At 53.7% G+C, this 22,567-nt stretch carries 27 protein-coding genes; 19 read left to right on the forward strand and 8 right to left on the reverse strand.

Translation table 11 applies throughout. The features are described from left to right. The first annotated feature begins 44 nt into the window (after positions 1-44). From SynA1562_RS05555 to SynA1562_RS05565, 3 genes are all read left to right on the forward strand, one after another. On the forward strand, positions 45-290 hold the full coding sequence (locus tag SynA1562_RS05555) for a DUF1816 domain-containing protein (protein ID WP_038555362.1): 246 nt from the start codon (positions 45-47) through the stop codon (positions 288-290). Positions 291-318: 28 nt separating this feature from the next. Further along, positions 319-1,794 (forward strand): Asp-tRNA(Asn)/Glu-tRNA(Gln) amidotransferase subunit GatA, encoded by a 1,476-nt coding sequence (gatA, locus tag SynA1562_RS05560; protein ID WP_186495081.1) that lies wholly within the window; start codon positions 319-321, stop codon positions 1,792-1,794. A gap of 70 nt (positions 1,795-1,864) precedes the next feature. Continuing rightward, positions 1,865-5,383: a DNA polymerase III subunit alpha gene (locus SynA1562_RS05565; protein ID WP_186495082.1), complete on the forward strand. Its 3,519-nt coding sequence runs from the start codon at positions 1,865-1,867 to the stop codon at positions 5,381-5,383. Positions 5,384-5,419: 36 nt separating this feature from the next. On the opposite strand, the gene SynA1562_RS05570 is transcribed toward SynA1562_RS05565, so the two are convergent. From SynA1562_RS05570 to ruvA, 3 genes are read right to left on the reverse strand one after another with little or no spacing between them, the layout of a single operon-like run. Next, on the reverse strand, positions 5,420-5,833 hold the full coding sequence (locus tag SynA1562_RS05570; RefSeq protein ID WP_186495083.1) for a PAM68 family protein: 414 nt from the start codon (positions 5,831-5,833) through the stop codon (positions 5,420-5,422). A 12-nt stretch (positions 5,834-5,845) separates the two neighbouring features. Continuing rightward, entirely contained in the window at positions 5,846-6,115 is a 270-nt protein-coding gene (gene rpsO / locus SynA1562_RS05575) for a 30S ribosomal protein S15 (RefSeq protein WP_186495084.1), read from the reverse strand. A gap of 56 nt (positions 6,116-6,171) precedes the next feature. Beyond that, positions 6,172-6,816: a Holliday junction branch migration protein RuvA gene (gene ruvA / locus SynA1562_RS05580; RefSeq protein ID WP_186495085.1), complete on the reverse strand. Its 645-nt coding sequence runs from the start codon at positions 6,814-6,816 to the stop codon at positions 6,172-6,174. Positions 6,817-6,939: 123 nt separating this feature from the next. On the opposite strand from ruvA, the gene SynA1562_RS05585 reads away from it, so the two are divergent. The 12 genes from SynA1562_RS05585 to SynA1562_RS05640 all read left to right on the forward strand — a co-directional run bounded on the left by SynA1562_RS05585 (position 6,940) and on the right by SynA1562_RS05640 (position 15,342). Next, positions 6,940-7,281 carry a cation:proton antiporter subunit C gene (locus tag SynA1562_RS05585; RefSeq protein ID WP_186495086.1) on the forward strand — a complete coding sequence of 114 codons (342 nt, stop codon included), beginning with the start codon at positions 6,940-6,942 and terminating at the stop codon, positions 7,279-7,281. 35 nt (positions 7,282-7,316) lie between these two features. Continuing rightward, on the forward strand, positions 7,317-8,804 hold the full coding sequence (locus SynA1562_RS05590; RefSeq protein ID WP_186495087.1) for a proton-conducting transporter membrane subunit: 1,488 nt from the start codon (positions 7,317-7,319) through the stop codon (positions 8,802-8,804). A 59-nt stretch (positions 8,805-8,863) separates the two neighbouring features. Then, positions 8,864-9,241 carry a hypothetical protein gene (locus tag SynA1562_RS05595; RefSeq protein WP_186495088.1) on the forward strand — a complete coding sequence of 126 codons (378 nt, stop codon included), beginning with the start codon at positions 8,864-8,866 and terminating at the stop codon, positions 9,239-9,241. Further along, entirely contained in the window at positions 9,238-9,516 is a 279-nt protein-coding gene (locus tag SynA1562_RS05600; protein WP_186495089.1) for a hypothetical protein, read from the forward strand. Before SynA1562_RS05595 ends, SynA1562_RS05600 begins: the two co-directional genes overlap by 4 nt. Positions 9,517-9,519: 3 nt before the next feature. Continuing rightward, a complete protein-coding gene (locus SynA1562_RS05605) occupies positions 9,520-9,795 on the forward strand; it encodes a monovalent cation/H(+) antiporter subunit G (protein WP_186495090.1) in 276 nt (91 codons plus the stop codon). After that, positions 9,792-10,337, forward strand: coding sequence for a hydrogenase subunit MbhD domain-containing protein (locus SynA1562_RS05610; RefSeq protein WP_186495091.1), 546 nt, complete (start codon positions 9,792-9,794; stop codon positions 10,335-10,337). The genes SynA1562_RS05605 and SynA1562_RS05610 overlap by 4 nt, the downstream gene beginning before the upstream one ends. Further along, positions 10,334-11,056 carry a Na(+)/H(+) antiporter subunit B gene (locus SynA1562_RS05615; protein ID WP_255445752.1) on the forward strand — a complete coding sequence of 241 codons (723 nt, stop codon included), beginning with the start codon at positions 10,334-10,336 and terminating at the stop codon, positions 11,054-11,056. Before SynA1562_RS05610 ends, SynA1562_RS05615 begins: the two co-directional genes overlap by 4 nt. Before the next feature lie 6 nt (positions 11,057-11,062). After that, on the forward strand, positions 11,063-11,818 hold the full coding sequence (locus tag SynA1562_RS05620) for a potassium channel family protein (RefSeq protein ID WP_186495093.1): 756 nt from the start codon (positions 11,063-11,065) through the stop codon (positions 11,816-11,818). A gap of 6 nt (positions 11,819-11,824) precedes the next feature. Continuing rightward, positions 11,825-12,559, forward strand: a complete 735-nt coding sequence (locus SynA1562_RS05625; protein ID WP_186495094.1) for a phosphosulfolactate synthase — start codon at positions 11,825-11,827, stop codon at positions 12,557-12,559. A 101-nt stretch (positions 12,560-12,660) separates the two neighbouring features. After that, complete coding sequence (locus SynA1562_RS05630) at positions 12,661-13,512, forward strand: ABC transporter substrate-binding protein (protein WP_186495095.1); 852 nt, start codon at positions 12,661-12,663, stop codon at positions 13,510-13,512. 2 nt (positions 13,513-13,514) lie between these two features. Continuing rightward, positions 13,515-14,855, forward strand: coding sequence for a dicarboxylate/amino acid:cation symporter (locus SynA1562_RS05635; protein WP_186495096.1), 1,341 nt, complete (start codon positions 13,515-13,517; stop codon positions 14,853-14,855). 40 nt (positions 14,856-14,895) lie between these two features. Continuing rightward, the gene (locus SynA1562_RS05640) at positions 14,896-15,342 is read left to right on the forward strand and encodes a hypothetical protein (protein ID WP_255445753.1); all 447 of its coding nucleotides are present in this window, start codon (positions 14,896-14,898) and stop codon (positions 15,340-15,342) included. On the opposite strand, the gene SynA1562_RS05645 is transcribed toward SynA1562_RS05640, so the two are convergent. Beyond that, entirely contained in the window at positions 15,328-16,236 is a 909-nt protein-coding gene (locus tag SynA1562_RS05645) for a DMT family transporter (protein ID WP_186495098.1), read from the reverse strand. The two genes, SynA1562_RS05640 and SynA1562_RS05645, sit on opposite strands and share 15 nt — an antisense overlap. A gap of 53 nt (positions 16,237-16,289) precedes the next feature. Here SynA1562_RS05645 and dnaG point away from each other — a divergent pair, with 53 nt between their 5' ends. Genes dnaG through SynA1562_RS05660 form a run of 3 tightly spaced genes read left to right on the forward strand, consistent with a single transcriptional unit; the run spans position 16,290 to position 18,947 of the window. Beyond that, a complete protein-coding gene (gene dnaG / locus SynA1562_RS05650) occupies positions 16,290-18,338 on the forward strand; it encodes a DNA primase (RefSeq protein WP_186495099.1) in 2,049 nt (682 codons plus the stop codon). A gap of 55 nt (positions 18,339-18,393) precedes the next feature. Further along, the gene (locus tag SynA1562_RS05655; RefSeq protein WP_115132806.1) at positions 18,394-18,651 is read left to right on the forward strand and encodes a hypothetical protein; all 258 of its coding nucleotides are present in this window, start codon (positions 18,394-18,396) and stop codon (positions 18,649-18,651) included. After that, complete coding sequence (locus SynA1562_RS05660) at positions 18,651-18,947, forward strand: hypothetical protein (RefSeq protein ID WP_186495100.1); 297 nt, start codon at positions 18,651-18,653, stop codon at positions 18,945-18,947. Before SynA1562_RS05655 ends, SynA1562_RS05660 begins: the two co-directional genes overlap by 1 nt. Before the next feature lie 21 nt (positions 18,948-18,968). Here the strand turns inward: SynA1562_RS05660 and SynA1562_RS05665 are convergent, their stop codons facing one another. Further along, positions 18,969-20,243 carry a Y-family DNA polymerase gene (locus SynA1562_RS05665; RefSeq protein ID WP_186495101.1) on the reverse strand — a complete coding sequence of 425 codons (1,275 nt, stop codon included), beginning with the start codon at positions 20,241-20,243 and terminating at the stop codon, positions 18,969-18,971. 12 nt (positions 20,244-20,255) lie between these two features. Next, the gene (locus tag SynA1562_RS05670; RefSeq protein ID WP_186495102.1) at positions 20,256-20,687 is read right to left on the reverse strand and encodes a LexA family transcriptional regulator; all 432 of its coding nucleotides are present in this window, start codon (positions 20,685-20,687) and stop codon (positions 20,256-20,258) included. A gap of 88 nt (positions 20,688-20,775) precedes the next feature. Between SynA1562_RS05670 and SynA1562_RS05675 the strand changes: the two genes are divergently transcribed. Further along, positions 20,776-21,165 carry a hypothetical protein gene (locus tag SynA1562_RS05675; RefSeq protein WP_255445754.1) on the forward strand — a complete coding sequence of 130 codons (390 nt, stop codon included), beginning with the start codon at positions 20,776-20,778 and terminating at the stop codon, positions 21,163-21,165. Here the strand turns inward: SynA1562_RS05675 and SynA1562_RS05680 are convergent. Both SynA1562_RS05680 and SynA1562_RS05685 read right to left on the reverse strand, forming a co-directional pair. Further along, positions 21,134-21,733: a 2OG-Fe(II) oxygenase gene (locus SynA1562_RS05680; RefSeq protein WP_186495104.1), complete on the reverse strand. Its 600-nt coding sequence runs from the start codon at positions 21,731-21,733 to the stop codon at positions 21,134-21,136. The genes SynA1562_RS05675 and SynA1562_RS05680 overlap by 32 nt on opposite strands. A gap of 2 nt (positions 21,734-21,735) precedes the next feature. Beyond that, entirely contained in the window at positions 21,736-22,473 is a 738-nt protein-coding gene (locus SynA1562_RS05685; RefSeq protein ID WP_255445755.1) for a hypothetical protein, read from the reverse strand. Positions 22,474-22,567 lie beyond the last annotated feature (94 nt).

The following is a 22,567-nucleotide window of genomic DNA, read 5'->3' on the forward strand; positions in this document are numbered from 1 at the left end:
TACCAGGATCTCGGGGCACAATGCCCCAAGGTCCTGTTCCTCCCATGAGTCCCCTGATTCGGCCGCTGCGCAGCCTGGCCAATGGCTTTGGAGTCGCTTGGTGGGCGCGTGTTCAGACCTCAGGCCCTGATGTGACCTATTGGTTCGGTCCTTTCATTACCCGCAAGGGGCTGGAGAGCGAGCTCAGCTCCTTCCTGGACGACGTCAAGTCGGAGCAACCCCAGTCGATCAGCCATTCCCTGCTGCGGACCCGGCGCTCCGAGCCCCTCACCATCTCCGCTGAGGGCTGATCCTGCGGCTGATAGCGTCCTTGCTGCAATGGATCGCAGGGACATGACGATCAGCGCGTGGCGTCAGCAACTGCAGAGCGGCGAGATTTCCTCCCGCGAGCTCGTTGATCAGCACCTCAAGCGGCTCGAAAGTTCTGAGCCTTCGCTGAACGCTTTTGTTGAAGTCACGGCCGATCAGGCCCGTGCTGAAGCGTCCCGCATTGATGAAGCCCGGGCCGCCGGAGAGGCCCTTGGCCCCCTGGCTGGATTGCCGCTGGCGATCAAGGACAACCTCTGCACCAAAGGTGTTCGCACCACCTGTTCCAGCCGCATGCTCGAGCAGTTCGTGCCGCCCTACGAATCCACGGTCACCGAGCGGCTCTGGCAGGCCGGAGGTGTGTTGGTGGGCAAGACAAATCTGGATGAGTTCGCCATGGGTGGCTCAACCGAAACGTCCGCGTTCGGTGCCACACAGAACCCCTGGAATACCGCCCATGTGCCGGGTGGAAGCTCCGGTGGCAGCGCAGCGGCTGTCGCCGCCGGCAGTTGCGTCGCTTCCCTTGGTTCCGACACCGGTGGTTCCATCCGCCAACCGGCATCCTTCTGTGGAGTGGTGGGCCTCAAGCCCACCTATGGACGCGTCAGCCGTTGGGGTCTGGTGGCCTTTGCCAGTTCCCTCGATCAGGTGGGTCCATTCGCCGGCAGCGTTGCTGATGTGGCCGAACTGCTCCAGGTAATCGCCGGGCCCGACCCCCGCGATTCCACTTGTCTTGATGCGGCTGTTCCTGATTTCAGCGCTGGCCTCAGCCAGTCCATTAGGGGCCTCAAGGTGGGGGTGATCAAGGAGTGCTTCGACGCCGAAGGCCTCGATCCTGAGGTGAAAGCATCGGTGCAGGCCTCTGCTGCCCAGCTTGAGGCTCTTGGGGCTGAACTGGTGGAGGTGAGCTGCCCCCGGTTCAACGACGGCATCGCCACTTACTACGTGATCGCCCCATCGGAGGCGTCCGCCAATCTGGCGCGATACGACGGTGTCAAATATGGCTTCCGTGCCGAAGACGCCGAGAGCCTTGCCGCGATGACGGCGCGAAGCCGAGCTGAAGGGTTTGGCGCTGAGGTGCAACGACGAATCCTGATCGGCACCTACGCCCTGTCCGCCGGATACGTCGATGCTTACTACAAAAAGGCGCAGCAGGTGCGCACCCTGATCCGGCGGGACTTCGATGCTGCCTTCAAGAGTGTGGATGTGCTGCTCACGCCAACAGCGCCCTCCACGGCCTTCAAGGCTGGCGCCCACGCCGACGACCCTCTGGCGATGTATCTGGCTGACCTGCTGACGATTCCGGTCAACCTGGCTGGACTTCCGGCCATCAGTGTTCCCTGTGGATTCAGTGCGGCGGGTCTGCCCATCGGGATGCAACTGATTGGCAACGTGTTGGATGAACCGCGTTTGCTTCAGGTGGCCCATCAGTACGAGCAGGCTGCGCAGGTGTTTGCATCACGCCCGGAAGCTGCGCTGGTTCCCTGAGTTGCGCCACATGTGGGGGCTTGTGTTCTCCCTGAACGCTGGATCTTGCGTCAGGTCCTAACCTGACCCTATGGCTTTTGTTCCTCTCCACAACCACAGCGACTACAGCCTTCTCGATGGCGCGTCGCAGCTGCCGGCCATGGTTGAGCGGGCAAAACAGCTGGGCATGCCTGCCATCGCCCTGACAGATCACGGCGTGATGTACGGCGCGATTGAGCTGCTGAAGCTCTGTCAGGGAACTGATCTCAAGCCGATCATCGGCAACGAGATGTATGTGATCAACGGGTCCATTGACGATCCGCAACCCAAGAAAGAGAAGCGATATCACCTGGTGGTGCTGGCCAAAAATGCCACCGGCTACCGCAATCTGGTGAAGCTCACCAGCATCAGCCACCTGCGGGGGATGAGGGGACGCGGGATCTTCTCCCGTGCCTGCATCGACAAGGAGCTGCTGAAGCAACACAGCGAGGGCCTGATCATCGCCACGGCCTGTCTCGGTGGCGAGATTGCTCAGGCGATTCTTCGGGGGCGCCCCGATGTGGCATGCAAGGTGGCGGCTTGGTATCAGGAGGTTTTCGGCGACGACTACTACCTCGAGATCCAGGACCATGGATCTCCTGAGGATCGGATCGTCAACGTCGAGATCGTCAAAATTGCCAAGGAACTCGGCATCCAGATCGTTGCGACCAACGATGCCCACTACCTGAGCAAGCAGGACGTTGAAGCCCACGATGCCTTGCTCTGCGTGCTCACCGGCAAGCTGATCACCGATGAGAAGCGGCTGCGTTACACCGGCACCGAATACATCAAAACCGAAGAGGAGATGGGCCTTCTCTTCGGGGATCACCTCGAGCCTGAGGTGGTTCAGGAAGCGATCGCCAACACCGTCAAGGTGGCCGAGAAGGTGGAGCCTTACGACATCCTTGGCCGCTATCAAATGCCCCGCTTCCCCATCCCCGAGGGCCACACCCCCGTCAGCTACCTGCGGGAGGTGACGGAGCAGGGATTGCGGGATCGGCTCGAGCTGAGTCCTGAGGCTTCCTTGCCCGACGACTATGCCGAGCGCATGGCCCATGAGCTCAAGATCATGGAGCAGATGGGATTCCCCACCTACTTCCTGGTGGTCTGGGATTACATCCGTTTCGCCCGGGAACAGAACATTCCCGTCGGTCCGGGTCGTGGCTCCGCCGCAGGGTCGCTTGTCGCGTACTGCCTGGGAATCACCAACATTGATCCGATCACCAACTGCCTGTTGTTCGAGCGCTTCCTTAATCCGGAACGCAAGTCGATGCCTGATATCGACACCGACTTCTGCATCGAGCGTCGTGGTGAGGTGATCGACTACGTCACAGAGCGCTATGGCGAGGACAAGGTGGCCCAGATCATCACCTTCAACCGGATGACGTCAAAGGCGGTTTTGAAGGATGTGGCCAGGGTGCTCGACATCCCCTACGGCGATGCCGACCGTCTGGCGAAGCTGATCCCGGTGGTTCGTGGCAAGCCCGCGAAGCTCAAGGCGATGATCGGCGAGGAATCCCCCAACCCCGAGTTTCGCGAGAAATACGAGGCGGATCCAACGGTGAAGCGTTGGGTGGACATGGCGATGCGGATTGAAGGCACCAACAAAACCTTCGGTGTTCACGCAGCTGGTGTGGTCATCGCTGCTGACCCTCTCGATGAACTGGTGCCGCTGCAGCGCAACAACGATGGTCAGGTGATCACGCAGTACTTCATGGAAGACGTGGAATCCATGGGTCTGTTGAAGATGGATTTCCTGGGGTTGAAGAACCTCACGATGATCGAAAAGACCCTCGAACTGGTGGAGGTCAGCAGTGGCACCCGTGTCGATCCCGACAAACTGCCGCCCCAGGATGAAGAGACCTTTGCACTTCTGGCGAGAGGTGATCTGGAGGGGATCTTCCAGTTGGAATCCAGCGGAATGCGGCAGATCGTGCGTGATCTCAAGCCGTCATCCCTGGAAGACATCTCCTCGATTCTTGCCCTCTACAGACCGGGTCCCCTCGATGCTGGCCTGATTCCCAAATTCATCAACCGCAAGCACGGCCGGGAGGCGATCGACTTCGCCCACGCGATTCTTGAGCCGATCCTGTCCGAGACCTACGGAATCATGGTGTATCAGGAACAGATCATGCGGATAGCGCAGGATCTGGCCGGCTATTCTCTGGGTCAGGCCGACCTGCTTCGGCGTGCGATGGGCAAGAAAAAAGTATCCGAGATGCAGAAGCACCGCGGCATTTTCGTTCAGGGTGCTGGAGAGCGCGGCGTTGATGAAAAGGTCGCCGACGAACTGTTCGATCAGATGGTTCTCTTCGCTGAATACTGCTTCAACAAGAGCCATTCCACGGCCTATGGAGCCGTCACGTATCAGACGGCTTACCTGAAGGCGCATTACCCGGTCGCTTACATGGCGGCCCTGCTCACGGTGAATGCTGGAGCTGCCGACAAGGTGCAGCGCTACATCTCCAATTGCAATGCAATGGGCATTGAGGTGATGCCTCCGGATGTGAATGCCTCACTCACCGATTTCACCCCCAATGGCGATCGGATCCTGTTCGGACTCTCCGCCGTTCGCAACCTTGGTGATGGCGCGATCCGTCAATTGATTGCCGCCCGCGATAGCGATGGTCCCTTCCGCTCTCTGGCGGATCTGTGCGACCGGATTCCGTCCTCGGTGCTCAACCGTCGTGGTCTGGAGTCGTTGGTTCACTGCGGTGCCCTGGATGCCATGGATCCGCAGGCCAACCGTGCTCAGTTGATGGCTGATCTGGATCTGCTGCTCGACTGGGCCTCCTCACGGGCCAAAGACCGAGACAGCGGCCAGGGCAACCTCTTTGATCTGATGGCTCCTGCCGCCGATGCTGATGGGCCGGCGGATCTCAGCCATGCACCCAAGGCGGCACCGGTGCCGGACTATCCCCCAACGGAGAAGCTTCGTCTCGAAAAAGATCTGGTGGGCTTCTACCTTTCTGATCACCCGCTCAAACAGCTCACACCCTCGTCGAAGTTGCTGGCGCCCATCGGTCTGGGCTCTCTTGAAGAACAGCCAGACAAAGCCAAGGTGAGTGCCATTGCGATGGTGGCTGAAATGCGCCAGGTCACCACACGCAAGGGCGATCGCATGGCGATCCTGCAGCTCGAGGATCTCACCGGAAGTTGCGAGGCTGTGGTGTTTCCCAAGAGCTACGCCCGCCTTGCGGATCACCTGATGGCTGAGGCCCGCCTTTTGGTGTGGGCTGGCGTCGATCGGCGTGACGAGCGCGTGCAGCTGATCATCGACGACTGCCGCGCCGTTGATGAGCTCAATCTGTTGCTGGTTCAGCTCCCCTCTGATCAGGCCAGCGACATCGCTATCCAGCACAAGCTGAGGGAATGCCTCAACCAACACCGCCCTGAGCGGGATGAGCTGGGCGTGAAGGTGCCTGTCGTCGCCGAGGTTTGTCACGGCGATAGCGTTCGCTATGTGCGACTCGGCTCCCAGTTCTGCGTCAAGGACGTGGATGCAGCGATTGCTTCACTGCGCACTCAATCCTTTGAAGCTCGAAGCAGCGACCGTCTGGTGCTCTCCTGATCCTCTGATCAGGTGTGGCTGATCAACAAAGCTTGATCAGGACTTTGACTGCTTTTGCTGCTGCTTCTGGGCCCGGATCGACTCCTTCATCCGCTGGATGTTGGGCTTGAAGTTTTCGAAGCCCAGCAGAGAACCCGGTTCGGGATCCCAGCTGGCGGTCAACACGCCAACGCTGAGGCCCACCAGTCCCAAGAGGAAAAACAGTCCGGATCCCGTCAGGGTCAGACCAGGGGCAATGTCGGCAATGCCACGGGTGACAAGGAAATAACTGCCAACAAAAACTCCCATCCCAGCGAGGGACGGGAGTCCTGCGAAGACAGCAACCCTGCGAGCCATCCGATCAGCCACGTAGCGAGGAATGGCTTCCTGCCGAGGCGTTCCCGAGACTGGCTTACTTCCCTTCCCAGACCCTTTGGGCTCGAAGGGAAGGGCATTGCGTTGCTCAGGCATGAGGCAGGTTGATCAGCCGCGAATGCCCAGTTTGGCGATCGTGTCGGCGTACCGTTGCTCGCTCTTGCTGCGCATGTAGTTCAGCAGGCGCTTGCGGCGGCCAATCATTTTGAGCAGCCCCTGGCGAGAGGAGAAGTCATGGATGTTGTTCTGCAGATGGCTGCTGAGACGGTTGATCCGCTCACTCAGCATGGCCACCTGGACCTCGGCCGAACCAGTGTCGGTGCCGTGGGTCTGGTGGGTGTTGATCAGCTGTTGCTTCTCGGTGGTATCAAGCGACATGCGCGGGGTGCAGCCCTGTCAGTGCAAACAGCAATCTTACCTTCGCGGGGGTCAGTTCAGGCCGAATCGCGGCTTAACCACTGAAGACAGCCTCGCAGCCACGCGTCTTGATCGTCTCCAGGGGGTGGGGGACCGTCGGAACCCTCGGCGATGGCACGAATGGCGCGACGAATTTCGAGATCGTCATACCCAAGCATTGAGAGGGTCGCTTCGACGTCAGCCCCGCTCTCTGGCATTTGTTCCGAGCTGACTCCCTCCGCGAGTGAAGGGGCTGGGTCCATTCCGGCAAATACCGCAATGGAGGCCCGGAGCTCCACCGCCAGACGCTCAGCGGTACGTTTGCCAATGCCTTGGGCCTTGCAGAGTCGGCGTAGATCGCCGTTGCTGATCGCTTCGACAAGTTCTTGAGGCTTGCATTCCTGCATCAGTGCCATCCCTGCTTGCGGGCCAACCCCGTTGACACTGATTAATTCTCTGAAAATGTCTCGTTCTTGCGTTGATTTGAAACCGAAAAATTGCCAATTATCCGGGCTGATGGTTTGGTGAATCCAAAGTTGAATTGTTTGATCGTTTTCTAGGGTTAACCATTCACGTTGTGTTATTTGAACTTCGTAGCCAACACCATTGCAGCTCAGAGTGATCTGACTTCGATTTCCTCGCTGTTGTTTGTAAACGATTAGACCCTCGAGCCAGCCGATCATGAATACATACCAGTCCCCATATCTTAGTTGAGACGCAGGCTGTACTGCAAGCTGCAAATTCGCATCATTTGCTTGACGAAAAAAAGTATCTCGTTAGCATGAAAATGCTATTAACTTCTTATGGTGCTGACGCCCGAGAAAATAAGGTTGTTCCCGATCGTCTTGCTGATGATCATTGGTTGCTTTGGTTTACTTAATTCAAAATCAATTTTACGTTCGCTTCTTTCGCTTGATGTGATTGATACGGCCACCATCACTATTTTTGTATTCTTTGCTGCATCCTCTGGTTATCAGACGCCCATTGTTTCCGCACAGCGATACAGCGCTTATTCAGATCCATATCCGCAAGCCATCATTTTGACTGCAATTGTTATCGGCTTTGCCACCCAAGCTTTGCTTTGTTCGGTAGCACTTCGCCTCGGTAGGAAATCGCCAATGCTTCGCTATAGAGATCTTGAAAAATAATGGATTTACAGATTGTTTTCCCCGCACTTATATTCTTGCCTGCATTTTTGGGTTTTATAGGTTGCGTTTTCCCGAGAATTGTTTTCCCTTTTGGCGTTTTGAGTCTGCTTGGCTTTGCTGCATCAAGCTTTGCTGCACTTCAAGGTGATTTTGCCTATGCATTCACGCTGGTCGGTGAGGGAGGGATTCAATTTTCTGTTGATTCTTATTCATTTCCTCTGATATTTGGTAGCTGTATCACTCTACTTATCGTATTTGGTCTATTCGCGAATCGGTTTACTCATTATTTTTACCAAATATGTTTGGTTCTGCTCACCGCGTTGTTTATTTCCTTCAGTGCCGTTGACCTGGTTAGCTTGTTTATTTCATTAGAGTTACTTGGGTTTTGCGCTTTTCTGCTGGTTGCAGACCGTAATGATAAAAAGTCTTTGTTTAATTCTTTCCAGTATTTGATTGGAGGTGGATTGGCAATGCTCATCTATTTGATTGGCGTTGTGCAAGCTTTCACATTTACAGGTAGTTTCTTGTTAAAGGATTTGGTGAATGCTCCTGATACAGCGCTTTGCCTAATCATTGCTGGTTTACTGACTAAATCTGGAGTCTTTCTTTGTGGTTTGTGGGTCCCCAACATTTATTCCCACACCAACTGTCAGTCTTCCGCAATACTTTCAGGTTGTGTGACCTGTGCTGGCATCGCTCCGATCGCACGGATGAGTCAGATTCTGACTCCAATTAGCGATTCCATGATTGTTATTGGTGTGATCAGTGCTGTTGTTGCAGCCATCTATGCGGTTTTTGAGCGAGAGAGTGGGAGAGCACTCGGCTGGAGCTCTGTCTCTCAATTGGGTATCGCCATCCTATCTCCTGCCTATGGCTGCATTTATGCAATGCAGCATGGTATCTGCAAGGCATTACTATTTTCTACTCTGCACGATGATAACGATCATTCAAATAGTCTCACTAACTTCGATTCAACGTATTTCAATAATCGAAATTCACCGCAAGAACTTTTAAGAGTAATCGTTTTTGTTGTTGCCAGCCTATCCATTATGGGATTTCCATTTCTAGCAGGTTTTATCACAAAAACCTGGATTAAATACGATATTCCATTCGAAGCAAGGCTTATTTATACAACAGCCTCATTGCTCACTTCAACTGTTTACGCACGTTTGATTTTCGACAGAGTAAGTATCTTTATCAAAAGACAAAATTTGAACCAAGCGACGTCTTTTGATTTGGCATCTGCTTTAAATGACTTATTTTCAAAGCCGAAAAATTATATACTTATGTTGTCTATAATCTTACTGGTGTGTTCGTCCCTACTTTTCCCTGAACTGTTAACACTAGGTTCGATTCAGTCAGCAGTTGTTTCTGCAGTCTTGGGTGGCATTCTATTTGTCTCAGTGGTTGGTATACAAGCCGATGACTTTGTCAAGCCGGTGACACGCACACTGGATTTGGTTGGTGCACCTTTTCTAGTCGCTGCTCTATTACTTGCAAATCTCCTTTATCTGAAAATCTAATGACAAATTTCATAAGGCTATCCTTAATTCTTTCGTTCCGGCTTTCGTTGTGGTGTTTGGTGACTGCAAGTTTTCAATCAAATAATATTCTAATAGGTTTAGTTGTTTGTCTATTCATACCATTTGGCGATTTCAGAAAGCTGAAATTATCTCCATTGATGTCTGAAATCTTGCTTACCTTACGACTGCCATTCGATATGATTAAAGAAAGCATTCAGTTGATCTTAATTTCAGATCCTGTCGATGATTTTTCTGAACAGAGTCTTTCCAGGCGGGCATTAAATGGATCTAGGTATTCAAAGTTTCTCGATCTTTTTCGAATGACATTTACCCCAATGACACTGGTGACTCGCCTTGAGAAAAGTGATACTTGGAGGGTGCACAATGTCATATCTGCTTCCAGCCTGGATTCTCCTCAGGAGGTATCAAAGCAATGACTCAATTCAATCCTGTTCGTCCTGAAGTTCTTGAATATATCATTATATATCTTATGTTATTAATTAGCTTAATCCCCGTATTTGCTATTTCTAGGTCTAAAGACACGCCAGAGCGTATTGCCTATGCCTCTAGCTTTGGGCATAAGCTTGCGATGATGATACTTTTTTTTGGTGTTTTTAGAGGTGATTGGATGATTGGTTGTATTGGTGCTTTCATTCTTATTGTTGGGGATGCCGGCATGCTCATTCTTTCTTTGCTTGAGATGAGGATTTAAGTCATGACACTTTCTATACTTTCATACGCATTTCTATTTGTTGGCTTGTTCTTTTGGACGTGGGGAACTTTTCCTATTCTGAATCGTGAGCATTCCATCTTCTATAAATTGCACACTCTTACTGTTTCAGACAGTGTTGGTTCACTTTTAATTCTTCTTAGTTTAATAATTCGTTTCCCACAATATTGGCCCTTGTTAATTGTAACTGCTCTCTCTTTGTCGTTATGGAATACGATTTCCAGTTATATTCTTGGAAATATTTCTGATCGAAAACTATGAATAGCGCCATTACCAGCACCGCTTTAATTTTCCCATTTGAACTTCTTCTTCCGGTTCTGGGAATTCTTCTCATACGTTCCCAATCACCAATCAATAGCCTTATTTATCGCTCATTCCTGGGAAGTATATCCGCACTTATTTATGCTCTTGTTGGTGCTCCTGATGTTGCATTGACTGAAGTCATGGTTGGTACCCTTTTGTCCTCATTGCTTTATATTGTAACCATTCGTTCTTGTTATTCAATTGTTTTAATCCATGATAAGGGTTCATCTGTTCCTGATTCATTGAGATTAAAGTTAAAAACATTATTTGATGAGTTACATCTAAATATTGTTTATCAACCTGAGGATTTATATGTTGACAATGTCTCCATTCTTGATTGCTTGTCTTCCTCTAAATATTCAGGCTCGCCCCATGCGATCATGCATGAGTCAATAATTTATTTTGAGGCAAAAAGCCTTCTATTGGATGTGCAAAATACAGTCAGTTTTGATGATCTGAAACTTGACCTTACTTTCTCCACGACCTCATCATTAGCATGACTTTACCATCCAAAACAACAGACTCAAGGCTCTTTCCTCCTTCAAGCCAATCCTTGAAGTCACTTGTTTACTTGTTGGCCATCACATCAGTAATGTTCATGGCCTTGTTCTCTCGAGATGAAACTCTTGGTAGAGACACACAGGCAATTGTTGACTATCTTTCTGCTTATACACAAATACCTAATTCGGTTACATCAGTTATACTGGTAACACGTCTTTTCGATACTGTTGGTGAGGTTAGTGTATTTACAATCGCCGGCCTTGGCGTAAAAATCTTGCTGCATGAGGAGGATTCTGAAGAGAGATTTGTTGGGGTTAATGATGAGGCTGTTCGCCTTCTTCTTGATATCGCGGCATTATTGAGTTTTTTCCTGGCGATTGATCTTGCCCTCAAAGGGCATTTAACGCCCGGTGGTGGCTTTGCATCAGGAGTTGCAGGAGCCACCTCCATCACTCTACTGATGATCACTGGAAGGCTTCAAAAAGTTGAAGACTTTTATTTCAAAGCAAATGCACCTGCAATTGAAAAATTTGCTGTTGCTTGCTTCATATTATTAGCGTTGGCTACTTTGTCTTCTTTTTTATATCCTGCTTCAATATTTTCAAGTCTTTCACCGGTTTTTTATATCCCAGCTTTGAATATTATCGCCGCTTTGAAAGTTACCTTTGGTGCCTGGTCTATTTTACGTTTATTTGTCATCAAGAGAGGCGTGCTCTGATTCCATATGAAATATCCAGGCAAGGATCCGTGGTATTTCGGGGATTATCTGGGTGGCCTCCCTGGCAATAACTATTCTTTGCTACTGAATTGCATAATCATACTGCTTTTAGCGCAAATCGCCTTGAGTACCGAACCATCATTAGACACGAAGGTTGGTCATTTTTATCTTGACTTTGCATTGAATTTGATTGAGGTTTTCTTTATCACTGATTATGTTGGTAAATTAGCTAATACATGGTCTTTATCCGATTATTCTATTTCGGGTCTTGTTGCCTCTTTCTTCCAGAGAGGCGCTCTCATTGATCTTGGCATCGTCTTGATCTTGGTAACCGAAGTTTTCCCTAACGACTCATTTGTTGTGATTGGAATATATATTTTGAAATCTTTGCTGTCTATATATTACTCGGGATTTCAACGTGTCTTAAAGCGTGTTCAGTTTATCTTGACTGATTCTCCAGGTTATACATTCTTCCCCTTGGTTTTGCTTGCCATTGTGACTTACGTCATGGCTTTCTGTATCTATCTGCTCGAGCGGGATTTTGATTCAGAGCATTTTGGCTCAATCACCCGAGCCCTATGGTTTTCCATTGTCACGTCTACCACGATCGGTTATGGCGATGTAACCCCTTCAACAACCCTTGGTAAGTTTGTCGCAATCGGTTTTGGTATTGTAGGAATCGTTTGTGTTGCTCTTTTAACTGCTAATATTCTTGAGTCTAATTCAAGATTCAACGAACTTGAAGAGCCTTCTGACGCTTAAGTTTAAATGACTGATAATTCAATCTTAACTTTTGAATCGCTCAACCATGTTCTCGATGTTGGTACGCCTTTCCCTCTTTTTGAATCCTACTTAAATTCATACTCAACCTATATTGATTTTTTGAAGTTTGGTTGGGGAAGTGCACTTGTAGACCCCGATTTTTCGCGAAAGTCAAATCTTTGCAAACAGCTCAATGTTCGTCCTATCCTTGGTGGAACTTTCTTTGAGTATATGATTCATCGTCATAGCTTTGACGAATTTTTACGCCGAATAGAATCCTTTGGTCTTGATTGCGTTGAGCTTAGTCGTGGAACTATTGACCTTGATGACGCAACCTATTGCTCATACATCAGAAAACTTTCCTCAAATTTCTTTGTGATGAGTGAGGTGGGTCGTAAATCATCTGACCCGGAATTTGAATTAACTGCTCAGCAATGGATTGATCATTGCGAAATTTCAGCCCAATCGGGTGCTTCTCTTATCATTCTTGAATCCAGGGAATCTGGCCGTTCTGGCTATGTTTCAGATGGTGGTCAAGTGGATAGTGTTTTGCTTGAGTCAATTACTGCAAGGCTTCCAATTGGTTGCTTTCTGTTTGAAGCTCCCATCAAATCAGTACAGACCTATCTGATTAAGCGTTACGGACCGAACGTGAACATGGGCAATATCTCTCTTGATGACCTCGTGGCTGTCGAATCTCTCCGTAAAGGATTACGCTCAGACACGTTATTGGCTGTGTAACGTCTACTTGTTTTCCATTTGCTGATTCGCCCTTGTTTTAATGCTAGCTTAAACGAATGTGTCTATAATATTTGCATGGGTTCTTTGGCTTTTTTTGTTGCGTGTTTAATTCTTTTCTTAGATTAATTGTTGCATTCGCATGCGCATCTTTGCTTCTACTTTCTCCTCTCGAGGCCAACGCAGCCAATGACTTTGTGGATGCTATTCAAGCGAGAGGCTACCTCAAAGTAGGCTTGCCCCCTTACAACACTCCTCCTGCTTACTTCCTTGAAGAGAACTCAGATGAGCTCCAAGGGTACGATGTTGATTTTGCAAGAACTCTAGCGAGCAAACTCGGCGTAGAAATCCAATTTGATCGCTCGTCCAAGAGTTTCAATAATCTGGTTGAACGTGTGGGTAATGGTGATTTTGATATCGCAATTGGCAAACTTGGTCTTACATACAATCGGCTTTTTGATGCTTTCCCGATTCAATATCTGAGTTTTCGCCATGCTTTCCTTGCTAATCGAGAATTTGTTGCTTCACTGGGTGTCGATCCAGATGACCCTAAGTTTGGCGAGATACTGAAGAATTCAACCATAAGGATTGGTTCGATCAAAAACTCAACCTGGGAGACTGAGGCAAAAGCTAATTTTCCAAATGCTACGTTTGTAGGGTTTAAGAATTGGCCAGCGGCCAAAAAAGCATTGTTTGAAAAAGACTCTGTGATTGATGCAATCTACCGTGATACCACTGAGATTAAGCCAATTGTTTATTCTCAACCTGATTTGTCGCTTGAGTATGTACCGATCCTCTTCGATGAGTTGATTGATCGAAAGTCCATCTACTTGTCCCAAGATGGAAGGCTTGGTCTTAAAGACTTTATCGACATGGCATTGCGCCGAGAATGGGGAGGAATCAAGACTGATATCAACATTCTGGACGAGTTCCAATCCTTCTATCTTCCCTCTTGATCATGCGTATCAACTCCTCACTTGTTCAATCTCTATTTTCCTCCGTCTTCACCTTCCTGCCAAGGTTGCGAAAACCGCGCAACTTTTTCCTCTACATCTTGCCTTTTTCAATTGTTTTAGGCAGATTTATTCCACCTTCCTACTCATCCACGTTAAACGAAATCGGTGTTTCGTTGGTTCAGCTTATTGCCTTTCCAGCGATTCCACTGGTTTTATCCGCTGTGATGATTTCCATTGCCAATATCTTTGGCTCTGAAACCCGAAGCAACAGCGATCGTATTCGATTCGGTACAAGGTTTGTTGTTTCATTGTTGGTGGCAATCTTATTTGCATCATCCCTAGCTTTGTTGCTTTCGCTTTATCAAAGCCCAGGTATTCTTTCCCCGAGCGCAAAGTTGTCGATTGGACGGTTCATGCTCGATGTTACCGACATTCGCATTGGTGCTGTTTCTACTGTCGCCCAAGTGAATGATATTTGGTTTTCGAGGCTCATACCTAGCAACATTTTTGCTGATGCCTCTGATGGCCAAACATTGAAAGTCATCACTGGATCTGTCATTGCTGGTTTGGCAATTGCACGTCTCAGATCAGATAGCACGCAACCCCTTCTTACTTTGCTTCGAAGCGTTAATACAACTTCAGTTCAAGTTTTAAGCATAGTACTGAATCTCGCTCCTCTGGTTCTTATATGCCTTATTTCTGCTGCGATTTCCACGATCAATGCTGAAATCGTTGTCGCCCTTCTTAATTTCACGATTTGCGTTTTCCTTACTGCAATCGCATCTCTGGGCATCTCTAGACTCGTCTTCCGTCGTTTTACGTCTACGTCAGAACGCTCAGGCATTTCCGTGAATCCAGTGGATTCTGTTTTTCTGCTGAGCTTGTCCACAGGAAGCAGCATGACCGCTTACCCCTTGCTTTTTGACACTCTCACTGGCATGGGTCGTGATGAATCTGAAGTTGAGGCTTCGGCTTCACTGAGTTTGCTAATTGCCAGGCTTGGGAATGTTTCTTATAACGTGATCGCCATTTTATTCGCTCTAAACCTTTATGACGTGAGCATCACTCCCGTAAGGGTTGTTGAAGTTATTGCCCTGGGTGCCATCACCGGGATTTCAGCAGCTGGGCTCACAGGGGTAGCGACTGTCCCCACCATCACTGTGGCGCTTCTTTATTTTCAAGTTCCTGCACCTCCGATTCTCGTTCTTCTTTTAGCGATTGATCCAATTTTGACCCTCCCTCGAGCTGCAACCACCGGAGTTTTAGCGATGGCCATTGCCGTGGTTTCTTCTTACAAATCCCCTTCCCAGAAGGATTTGAAAGCTGCTGCATCAGCCGTCTGACTTTTCTCAAAGAATGTTTCTCTCTCGATATCGAAACCTGTTGCATTCGCTTTCTGTGCGCATCCGGACTGCTGCACTAAATATTCTCTGCGTTCTCCTTCTTGGCTTCGCATCAACGTCGTGCTCCTTTAATTATGAACCGCCGAGAAGTCTTGTTATAGAGGCTCTGCAGGCGCAAATTGCTGTTACCCAATCATCGATCTCCGAGAGCCTTGGTCTGAATCCATCGATTAAGGTCCCCGAGGTTAGCCGTGTGCGTGTCGATCATCAAGAAACACTCAAAGTGGATGGTCAAAGCTTCATTCATCTCGAAGGAAGCTTTGATTGGCAACTCCCCCAAGATCCTGTGCGGGTTGATAGCTCTTTTGAGCTTTTCCTCCTAAAGGGGCAGCGCGGTGAGGGTTGGACCCTTGCACGGCCTGTTGCTGGCGAGGCGGGTGATCTTCAGCGTTGGCTCCTGTACCCCCTTGGGTTACCTCAAGCTTGATCTCTTTTCACGTGCTGAGAGGCTGATCAGGGTGGCGGCCAGTACCAGCATCCCGCCACCTACTTGCCAGGCATTGATTGATTCAGCAAACCAAATCCACCCCCAGCCAGCGGCAAAGACCACCTGCACGTAGTTGATCGATGTGGCTCGGGCGGCGGGCAGGCAGCGCAGGCCCTCGGTCACCCAGATCTGGCCCAGCTGGGTCATCACCCCGACCCCCAGGAGCCAGAACCATTCGATGCCTTGGGGCCAGACCCCTTGCTGCAGCACCCAGGGCAGGGTCAGGGGAACCGAGATCATCGGGAAATAGAGGATGATCACCAAGGGGTCCTCGGTTTTCGACAGACGCCGCACACTCACGTAGGCCAGGGCGGTCATCAGAGCGCCACCAATGCCGATCAGGGAAGGGATCAGTTGCGCAGTTTGCGCTGTTCCCGTGAGCCACTGCGGTTGCACCACCAGCGTGACTCCGATCCAGCCCAGCAGAACTGCTGCACCGATGCGTCGGCGCAGGGGCTCGCCCAATAGCAACAGCGCTGCCACGGCGGTGAAGGTCGGGTAGGTGTACTGGAGCACCGTCGCTGAAGCGAGCGGCAGCTGGTCAATCGCTTCGAAGAAGCAGAGCAGGGCCAAGCTGCCCAGCACCCCCCGCGCCACCAACAGCCCCCGCCGTTGGCCCCACGGGGAGACCCCGGCCAGGCGCAGGCCCACAGCGGTCAGAACAATGCTGATCAGGGCCCGGCACAGCACGATTTCCGCCACCGGAAGCCGACTGTTCAGTTGCTTGACGCAGACCGTCATCAGGCTGAAGGCCAGTGAGCTCAGGATCAGGGCACGGCTGCCCCGCACCGAGTCCCGGTTCCACCAGGGCTGTGGGGTCTGCGGTTCGGCCATGGCTGTTCTGATGACGGGGTGCACGGAACCCTGCGACTTCGCAGAATGGACCGATGGTGAACGCCCGCCTGCACCCAAGAACGATCGAGGCCGTCAAGGAACGGGCCGACATCGTTGATGTGGTGGGCGAGCACGTGGTGCTCAAGAAGAAGGGACGGGAATTCGTCGGGATCTGTCCGTTCCATGACGACAGCAAACCGTCGATGACGGTGTCGCCCGCCAAGCAGTTCTACTACTGCTTCTCCTGTGGTGCTGGCGGCAACTCCATCAAGTTCCTGATGGAGTTCCAGCGCCAGAGTTTCAGCGATGTTGTGCTGGATCTGGCGCGGCGTTATCAGCTGCCGATCGAGACGGTGGATGGTCCGCAGCAGGAACGGCTGCGGCAACAGTTGTCTCGCAGGGACAAGCTGCAGCGGGCACTGGCTTTGGCTGCCGGTTGGTTTCGCAGCCAGTTGATGGCGCCTGCTGGCGCAGATGCCCTCAAGTACCTCAGTGATGGCAGAGGGTTGAGCCCCGCCACCCAGGAGAACTTCCAACTCGGCTATGCGCCGGATCAGTGGGATGGTCTGCTCAACCATCTTCAACAAGTTGAGGGGCTAGCGCCTGAGCTTCTCGAGGCTGCTGGGCTGGTGGTTCCCCGCAAGGGCGGCAACGGGTTCTATGACCGTTTTCGCCATCGGGTCATGGTCCCCATCCATGACCGTCAGGGCCGGGTGATCGGTTTCGGGGGACGCAGCCTTGATGGCAGCGAACCGAAATACCTCAACTCCCCCGAGACCGAAGTGTTCGAGAAGGGGAAGCATCTGTTTGGTCTCGATAAGGCCTCCAATGCCATCCGCAAGGACGACAGGGCGGTGGTGGTGGAGGGCTATTTCGATGTGATTGCCCTGCATGCCGCCGGCATCACCAACGCGGTGGCCTCCCTCGGCACGGCTCTGAGCAGTCAGCAGATCACCCAGTTGTGCCGCGTCAGCGACAGCAAGAGGATCGTTCTGAATTTCGACGCCGACGGTGCCGGTGTCCGTGCAGCCAATCGGGCCATCGGCGAGGTGGAGCAGCTGGCGATGCAGGGCCAGCTGGAGCTTCGGGTTCTGCACCTTCCTTCAGGCAAGGACCCCGATGAGTTCCTCAAACAGAACGGGGCCGGCGATTACCGAGCTCTGCTCGATCAGGCCCCCCTCTGGCTGGATTGGCAAATCGAGCAGGTGCTGGAGGAGCGCGATCTCAGCCGGGCCGACCAGTTCCAACAGGCGGTCACGGCCCTGGTGGGGCTGCTGGGCAAACTGCCCCAGTCCGCTGTGCGCACCCACTACCTCCAACGGGTGGCGGAGCGCCTCAGTGGTGGCCAGGGACGCCTGGCCCTTCAGCTCGAGGACGACCTGCGGCAGCAGGTGAAGGGCCAGCGATGGCATGGGCGCTCCAGCCGTCACGAGCAGCCCGGTGAATCCGGGCAGCGGGAGCGCTGTGAGGCCGATCTGCTGCGGCTGTATCTGCATTGCCCCCGGCATCGGGCCACGATTCGCCAGGAACTGCGCAAACGCGAACTGGAGGATTTCGCCATTCCCCATCACCGCCATCTCTGGGCGGCCATCACGGATCTCGAGGAGACCAACCTGGGTGAGGGGCGCTTGGAGTCGATCAGCCGTTGCGACGACGACGGCGAGGGTCTGGATCTCATCGATCTGCCCCGCTTGCTCACCGATCAGCTTCTGCTGGAGAGCAGTGCGCTGGTGTCCCGCCTGACGCCCCTTTTGGAGCCAGGTGAATTGCAGCGTGTTGCCCTGGCGGAGCCCCTGGAGCAGCTGCGGGGCATTGCTGCCCTGCTGGAGCGTCAGAAAAGCTTGAAGCGCTGCCGGCACCTGTTGGAGGCCTGGGGCGGCCAGCGTCTGCAAACCCTCGAATCTTGCATCGCTGTTCTGATTGATCAGGAGGCTTCGTCAGATCAGGCCTCCGTGGACATGGAGGTGCGGATTCAGGCCCTCTTCGATGACCTCAACCGTGATGCGCTGCGCTACCAGGAGCTGTATTACACCGAGCGAAAACACATCGGCCATCTGGATCAGCAACGTTGCGCCAGTTACACCGTTCCCCCGGCCGCCTGAGCCATGGGCCGGTGGTCTGGGCAAACTGCATCAGGATCTGTTCCTCGAGCTGAAGATGTCTGAATTCTTCGAAGCGATCTGGCACGGCGAGGGCGTCGGCGATGGCGGTGATCTGGAGGAAGCGCTGCAGGCCTACGTCGCGGTGAAGCCGGAGGAGGGGGATTGGGTTGAGGCTTGCGCCGCCGAGGGGGCCGACCCCGTGATCGAGCGCTTCGCTTCCTTTGACGCCTACCTCGACAATGCTGATCCGCTTGAGCGCATTGCCGTCACCCCGCAGATGATCAGCGAAGCCCTTGCGTTGTTGCCGTCCTGATGACTGATTCGCAGCTGGATTTCGCCGCGCTCGATCCGGTCAACCACCTCTGGCCGGCCTTCGTGGAGCGTCTGGGCTCCGACAAAGCCCAGCGGGCTGTCCGACAGGCGTTGGATCTGCAGGGCATGCAGGGGCATCAAGGCACCCTGCCGGTGCTGTTCACCGAAACCGGCGGCTTGGCGCTGGCCAGCACCGATCTGGTGCGGGAGCAGACAGGGCTTAACGCCCACGGTGAGCGAATGGTGTTGCTGCTCAGCACCCGTGAACAGGTCATCCAGTTGCTGCAGGAGGTCTGAGGCCTGGCTCAAAGCTGTGGCTCAGGCCTTCACCACCGGTAGATCCTGCAGACGGGTGGTGGCGGCGCGGCTGAGTTGCTCACGCCGCATCAACCAGCTGGGCTGCAGTCCGCAACCGGCCCATTGCAGGGTTCCACGCCCGTAACGCCGATTGATCCGGTCGATGGTCTGCATCAGGCACTCCCGTTTCTGCTGCTGCTCCTCACTCATCGGCACCATCAGATGGGTCTGCAGGATGTCGTGGCTCTGCAGGTGCTGCATCAGCACGCCGGCCTTGGCCAGTGGACGGTGGGGCCGGAAGATCCGTGCCACCAAGGGGCGTGCCGCTTGCAGCAGCACAGCTGTGTCATTGCTCGGCAGGTCCAGCTGCGTGCTGGCCGCTTGGCTGTAAAACCCAGGAGCAAACGGGCTGGTGCGGGTGTAGATGGTGAGAGCCGCTGCCCGTTGCCGTTGCTTGCGCAATTTCTCGGCGGCGCGCACCACGTAGGTGGCGATGGCCTGGTGCAGCTCCTCCTGGCTGGTGATGGGGCGGCTGAAACTGCGGCTCACGCAGGTTTCCTGCTTCGGTGCTGGTGCCAGCTCCAGCGGCAGGCAGGCATGGCCTCGCAGCTCCCGTTGCAGCCGCAGACCCACCACGCCGCATTTGGCGCGCAGTTCACCGCTCGGCATGTCCCGGAGATGTCGTGCGTTGCTGATGCCCCGCAGGCGGCACCAATGGGCCAATTGGCGACCGATTCCCCAGACATCTTCGATCGCAATGGTTTCCAGCCAGCGATCGGGGTTGTCGCACTGGCCGAGGTCGAACATTCCGGCATGGTCCGGGGTCTGTTTGGCCAGGCGATTGGCCAGCTTGGCCTGCGCCTTGCTGGCCCCTAGGCCGATGGCGATCGGAAGGCCGAGGTTCTGCCGTGCCCGTGCCCGCAGCTGGCGTGCCCAACCCTGCAGGTCGCCATTGCGGGGACGACGAATCCTCCCGAAGGCCTCGTCAATCGAATACACCTCCAGCTCTTCACAGTGGGCCTCCAGCAGGCTCATCATCCGCTGGCTCATGTCGGCATAGAGGGCGTAGTTCGAACTGCGCACCACCACGTTGTGCCGTTCAAGTTCCCGGCGTGCCTTGAAGTACGGCGTTCCCATGCGGATGCCGAGGGCACGGGCTTCGGCACTGCGCGCAACGATGCAGCCGTCGTTGTTGGACAGCACCACCACGGGCTGACCGATCAGAGCCGGATCCAGGCTCTGTTCGCAGGAGGCATAGAAGTTGTTTCCATCGATCAGGGCCGTGGCCTGAGGCATGGCGATGTCGCTTCAGAGCGGATGGATCACGTGGATTGCGACGCCCCAGATCTGCACTTCGCCGCAGCGGTGAAGCTCCAGCGGCGGATAGTCCGGATGGGCGGCTTCCAGGCGCAACCGGCCGCGATGACGCATCAGGCGTTTGAGGGTGAAGGCACCGTCGAGCACAGCCACAACCACCTGGCCCGGGCGCGGGTCGAGGCTGCGATCGACCACCAGAAGATCGCCGTCATGGATGCCGGCGTCGGTCATCGATTCGCCGCTCACATGCAGGAAAAAGGTGCTGGTGGGATGCCGGATCAGCTGGTCATTGAGGTCGATCCCCACGTCGACGTAGTCATCGGCTGGGGACGGGAAGCCAGCGGCGACGCGTTCCCCAGCCAGGGGCAGCGTGAGCCGACTGCGCTTGGGCTGCAGGGGAAGCGGTCTGTGTTGGAGCTCCACGGCAGCAGCGACAACTGGCTAAATAGTACGCATGTGCTGCTTGCTGTGGGGAGGGTTCGGTGAGGATGGTGGCCTTCGACATCTGGTGTTGGCTGACTCCCCTTACCTCGTGGCCATGGCGCTGATCGATCAGCAGGGCCAGCGCGCCCTGCCCCTGGGGGGACGGTCTCAGAAAGAGGTGGCTCCGCAGGGTGAGGCTCCGGAGGCGTTGGGTCATGCTCTGGTGCTGGAGCTGCTGCTGCGGGTGTGGCAGCGCAGTGATCAGGGTGTGCTGCAGCGTGCGGCTGGAGTCGACAGCCTGCTGCTGGTGGAGCTGCCGATGGAACGGCTGCCGGAGGACGTGCCCAGGCTCAAGGCGGACTGGTTGAACACGGGAGATACGGCTGCGTTCAAGGGGGGATTGCAGGCTTTCTCTCCGCGGGCCTGGACGGTTTCGATCGAAAAATTCAAGCCTGTGGCTCTGCAGCCGTTGTGGTGAGGGGCGCTTGCTCCCAGATGTTCACGGCCACGGAATAGCGCTCGCCTTCGAAGGGATTGATCCGATGCAGGATGCCGGGGGAGAACAGCACCAGGCGGTTCACCACCGGTGGGATCGAGATCACCGAGCGGAATGTGGGTAACGGCCCCTGGTATCCGTTCTCGATCGGAGGGTTGTCGGCCAGCAGCAGTTCGCCGCCAGCGCAGCTCACGTGGGGGTAGAACACGGTGGACAGCAAGGGCAGCAGGAAACGGCCGCTGCGTTGGCCTTCCAGCTCGTCCTTGTCGATGTGCCAGTCGAGATCGTTGTTGGTGTTGCACCACCACTCGACTCCGGCCCGTTGGGGGGCAAATGGTGTTGCCAGAGGGAGCAGGGCCTCGTCGAGGTAGCGATCGACGACGGCTTGCTGAGCGGCTGCGTGAATCGAGCGGGGAGAACCGGTTTCAGGGCGCCAGCTGAATTGAGCATCACCATCGTGTTGCTCCTTGAGCCGCCCGTGGATGTCACAGAGGTCGCGCAGGTCCTGGAGGGCGCTGGCGGGCAGAAGGTTGTCGATGACGTGCAGCACGGTCAGGCCTCCTCTGCGGCTTGTGCCTGCAGATGCATCAAGTGCTGAAACGCTTCGCTGTCCGTATCACGACCGATTTTTTTGATACCGAACTGATCGCCTTTTTGAAGCAGTCGATCGATCGCTTTGCGGGGTACTTTTTTTTCTTTTGGTACGTCAATAAGAGGGCGCTGAAAGACGGCGTCCTGGCCTTCTAGAAAATGAAGAATGCTGGGAATCGCGATTTCGGTGACTGGCCAGACGCGTTGGGGTTTCTTCTTGAAGTAATCATCTTTGAAGTAATGGTTGTAGATGACGCCGAAGAGCTGGAAGACAGGCCAAGGCATAAAGGCACCGCAGACTCGTCCGCTTCGCAGTTTTGAAACGTCTCCATCCAACATCTCTTGGGTGAATCGTTGGATTCGACGATCTGCTTTGGCTTTTTCTGTCCATTTCCAACGGACATTGCTGAACTTGAACAAGTTGTTCCCGCAGCCAATGCGGTGGTTTTGGAGCTGATCTTTTGCTTTGCCTGAAACCAGGAGGTCTGTATCGGTGTGAATCAGAACCTTGTCGTGGATGTGCTGATCGGCGAGTGCCGTTTTGATCAGTTCACACAGGGCGTAGGCCGTGCAAACTCGCCAAGTGGGTTGCTGCCGTTGTGTGAACACGATGCTGTGCCCCTCCCGTTCGGCGAAGGCGGTGAGTTCGGATTGGAGATCAGGGTGACTCTCCAGAGACACGTGGAAGTAATGACGCAACTCAAAGGGCGCAAGAAAGACCCTGTAGTTCTCCAGTTGTCGGGCGATGTGATCAATCGACTGGCCGTGGATCGGGGACAGCAGAGCCAGACGC

The organism is Synechococcus sp. A15-62 (assembly GCF_014280075.1).
Taxonomy (GTDB): Bacteria; Cyanobacteriota; Cyanobacteriia; order PCC-6307; family Cyanobiaceae; genus Parasynechococcus.

What these genes read in the sequence shown, in the direction of transcription:
- SynA1562_RS05555 (WP_038555362.1), top strand. Translation starts at nt 45, where the DNA reads ATGAGTCCCCTGATTCGGCCGCTGCGCAGCCTGGCCAATGGCTTTGGA.
- gatA (WP_186495081.1), top strand. Translation starts at nt 319, where the DNA reads ATGGATCGCAGGGACATGACGATCAGCGCGTGGCGTCAGCAACTGCAG.
- SynA1562_RS05565 (WP_186495082.1), top strand. Translation starts at nt 1,865, where the DNA reads ATGGCTTTTGTTCCTCTCCACAACCACAGCGACTACAGCCTTCTCGAT.
- SynA1562_RS05570 (WP_186495083.1), bottom strand. Translation starts at nt 5,833, where the DNA reads ATGCCTGAGCAACGCAATGCCCTTCCCTTCGAGCCCAAAGGGTCTGGG.
- rpsO (WP_186495084.1), bottom strand. Translation starts at nt 6,115, where the DNA reads ATGTCGCTTGATACCACCGAGAAGCAACAGCTGATCAACACCCACCAG.
- ruvA (WP_186495085.1), bottom strand. Translation starts at nt 6,816, where the DNA reads ATGATCGGCTGGCTCGAGGGTCTAATCGTTTACAAACAACAGCGAGGA.
- SynA1562_RS05600 (WP_186495089.1), top strand. Translation starts at nt 9,238, where the DNA reads ATGACTCAATTCAATCCTGTTCGTCCTGAAGTTCTTGAATATATCATT.
- SynA1562_RS05605 (WP_186495090.1), top strand. Translation starts at nt 9,520, where the DNA reads ATGACACTTTCTATACTTTCATACGCATTTCTATTTGTTGGCTTGTTC.
- SynA1562_RS05610 (WP_186495091.1), top strand. Translation starts at nt 9,792, where the DNA reads ATGAATAGCGCCATTACCAGCACCGCTTTAATTTTCCCATTTGAACTT.
- SynA1562_RS05615 (WP_255445752.1), top strand. Translation starts at nt 10,334, where the DNA reads ATGACTTTACCATCCAAAACAACAGACTCAAGGCTCTTTCCTCCTTCA.
- SynA1562_RS05620 (WP_186495093.1), top strand. Translation starts at nt 11,063, where the DNA reads ATGAAATATCCAGGCAAGGATCCGTGGTATTTCGGGGATTATCTGGGT.
- SynA1562_RS05625 (WP_186495094.1), top strand. Translation starts at nt 11,825, where the DNA reads ATGACTGATAATTCAATCTTAACTTTTGAATCGCTCAACCATGTTCTC.
- SynA1562_RS05635 (WP_186495096.1), top strand. Translation starts at nt 13,515, where the DNA reads ATGCGTATCAACTCCTCACTTGTTCAATCTCTATTTTCCTCCGTCTTC.
- SynA1562_RS05645 (WP_186495098.1), bottom strand. Translation starts at nt 16,236, where the DNA reads ATGGCCGAACCGCAGACCCCACAGCCCTGGTGGAACCGGGACTCGGTG.
- dnaG (WP_186495099.1), top strand. Translation starts at nt 16,290, where the DNA reads ATGGTGAACGCCCGCCTGCACCCAAGAACGATCGAGGCCGTCAAGGAA.
- SynA1562_RS05655 (WP_115132806.1), top strand. Translation starts at nt 18,394, where the DNA reads ATGTCTGAATTCTTCGAAGCGATCTGGCACGGCGAGGGCGTCGGCGAT.
- SynA1562_RS05660 (WP_186495100.1), top strand. Translation starts at nt 18,651, where the DNA reads ATGACTGATTCGCAGCTGGATTTCGCCGCGCTCGATCCGGTCAACCAC.
- SynA1562_RS05665 (WP_186495101.1), bottom strand. Translation starts at nt 20,243, where the DNA reads ATGCCTCAGGCCACGGCCCTGATCGATGGAAACAACTTCTATGCCTCC.